This window comes from Sulfoacidibacillus thermotolerans (assembly GCF_003144315.1).
Taxonomy (GTDB): domain Bacteria; phylum Bacillota; class Bacilli; order Alicyclobacillales; family SLC66; genus Sulfoacidibacillus; species Sulfoacidibacillus thermotolerans.
Genome location: NZ_MPDK01000076.1, coordinates 1 through 1,867, shown reverse-complemented (window position 1 = coordinate 1,867; position 1,867 = coordinate 1). Strand labels below are relative to the sequence as shown.

At 41.3% G+C, this 1,867-nt stretch carries 3 protein-coding genes and 1 pseudogene; 2 read left to right on the top strand and 2 right to left on the bottom strand.

The window, feature by feature from the left end; all coding sequences use genetic code 11:
- Nucleotides 1-110 (bottom strand): annotated as a pseudogene (locus BM613_RS14420) (IS607 family transposase); the annotation flags it as partial.
- 546 nt (nucleotides 111-656) lie between these two features.
- Between BM613_RS14420 and BM613_RS14415 the strand changes: the two are divergent.
- Complete coding sequence (locus BM613_RS14415; RefSeq protein WP_109431847.1) at nucleotides 657-1,121, top strand: hypothetical protein; 465 nt, start codon at nucleotides 657-659, stop codon at nucleotides 1,119-1,121.
- A 28-nt stretch (nucleotides 1,122-1,149) separates the two neighbouring features.
- On the opposite strand, the gene BM613_RS15940 is transcribed toward BM613_RS14415, so the two are convergent.
- The gene (locus tag BM613_RS15940) at nucleotides 1,150-1,332 is read right to left on the bottom strand and encodes a hypothetical protein (RefSeq protein ID WP_484419715.1); all 183 of its coding nucleotides are present in this window, start codon (nucleotides 1,330-1,332) and stop codon (nucleotides 1,150-1,152) included.
- Between the two features lie 289 nt (nucleotides 1,333-1,621).
- Between BM613_RS15940 and BM613_RS14410 the strand changes: the two genes are divergently transcribed.
- On the top strand, nucleotides 1,622-1,867 hold a 246-nt coding region (locus tag BM613_RS14410; protein WP_146192849.1), incomplete at its 3' end, for a hypothetical protein.

The following is a 1,867-nucleotide window of genomic DNA, read 5'->3' as shown; positions in this document are numbered from 1 at the left end:
AGACGCGCAGAAAACACCGTAATGATTTCCAGTACATCCTTGGCAAGGTCTTCTTCAAACGACGTGTCTTCACCTTGGTTGAGAATGACCACTTCCACCTCTGAGACTTCGCCTATCGTTGCTAATCTTTCCAATGGATAAAAATATTTCATAAATGATCGTGAGTAAGTCTACAACGTCTCTATCTACCTTCGCTATCTGGACGTTTAATCTGTGCATAAAAGCTACTTTGATAAGCTCAAGCTGAACATTCCCTAAACTGAAAAGGCGAAGCGGTAATTGTAGATGAATGGATACCTTACTTCCGATCTGGACTTGCGATGCGCAACGTTTTATATGATTTCATTGCCCACACTAGCTCACGGTCTCACACTCCAAATCTCTTGACCCAAGAACGTCTTTCCGTAATACCCAGATGACGTACTATCTGAAAATTTCACTGTATTCAACTTAAAATCTGTATATGGGGATTCCAGATTATCTATTGGGTACACTGATTTCTTGTAGTGCCGTGGTGCATTCTTGGCGAAACCATTGGTTTCTCTGTTTCATGTCTGATGATGAATATCCGTCGATATTTTAATGTAACCATTTTGCGCGTGACATCGTCAAAGGAAAGAAAGATGTGTGATTGTACAACCAAAAGGAGGGTTTGTGTGAAAAAACGAATGTGGGGAATCGGTGTAGCTGCGCTTGCTTTGACGTGCTTCACCCTGACGGGGGGTGCAACCTATTCCCCTAAGTTCAGATCGAATATTCACTCGAAGGATACATCTGTCCATGTGTTTAGTTCTCATCAAGATAAATTATCTAGTGTGATACTGGAACAAATACAACCCGAAACAAATGGAGTAGTTTTTGTCACCACAAGAGAATTAAATTATTCTATAATGATGAAAAATGAACAATTAAAAAATAACCTTTTTATTGCAAATCTATTTGACGTATATCACGGATTATTCCCGCTTAATAAAAACATTATAGTAGGAAGTCCTTGGGTAAAATCTGTTAGACTCACAGAAAAAGATGCTCAATTGCAAATTACTTGTTTACTTAAAAGGCCCGCTACACATGTAAGTACTGGATGGGGAGGATTTCTGTTTAGCTTTACTTTTAGATAAAATTATTCACTACTGATTCTTTCGAAAATCACTGATCGAGCAAAAGTCTGGATGATGAGTTCCACTGAGCCAGCGATAGGGGGGTCTTATCCAAGGCGTAACGGATCTGCCGAGACATGAATCCTCCGGCGGCATACCCGTAAAACCACAGCTTGCACAAAAGGGCTGGATGATAGGCTTCCTCTCCGCGATTCGAATACCGCGACGTTATCTCCGTAAGATCCAGCTAGTCTACGATCTCACGGATGAGACGAGCCAAATGATCCAAATGGCGTTTGAATTTCACCTCACCATTTCCACCTTATCCGTTCATGTCCGTGTCTCTCTATGAATTCGCCATTTCACCCGCATTTTCCTGTTTCATCGGACAGACTCCTCGTTCAATGATCACCCCAAAAGGTAAGTATTACATTTAATTACTCCGGAAGTATACTTTCTTAATTATTCATATTTATCTGATATTGTCGTTTCTATCAATAAAATATGAGGAGTGTTTCGAAATGGTATTGAGGAAATCTGCACTTTTTATCTTGGCAGTTGCTGCAACTTCTGTAATGTCGATCGGAACGAGCTATGCGGCCACTGTACCATTGAATTTCCAAATTACCCTCACGAAGTCGCAAGTTCAACGTGGCACTAACCTCGGGAGCAACTGGACGTACACACTGAACAGCAACCAATCTTATTACACCTATTCCGTCATGCCCAATCCGACACCATCAGACGTCTTCGTCGACACAGCAACG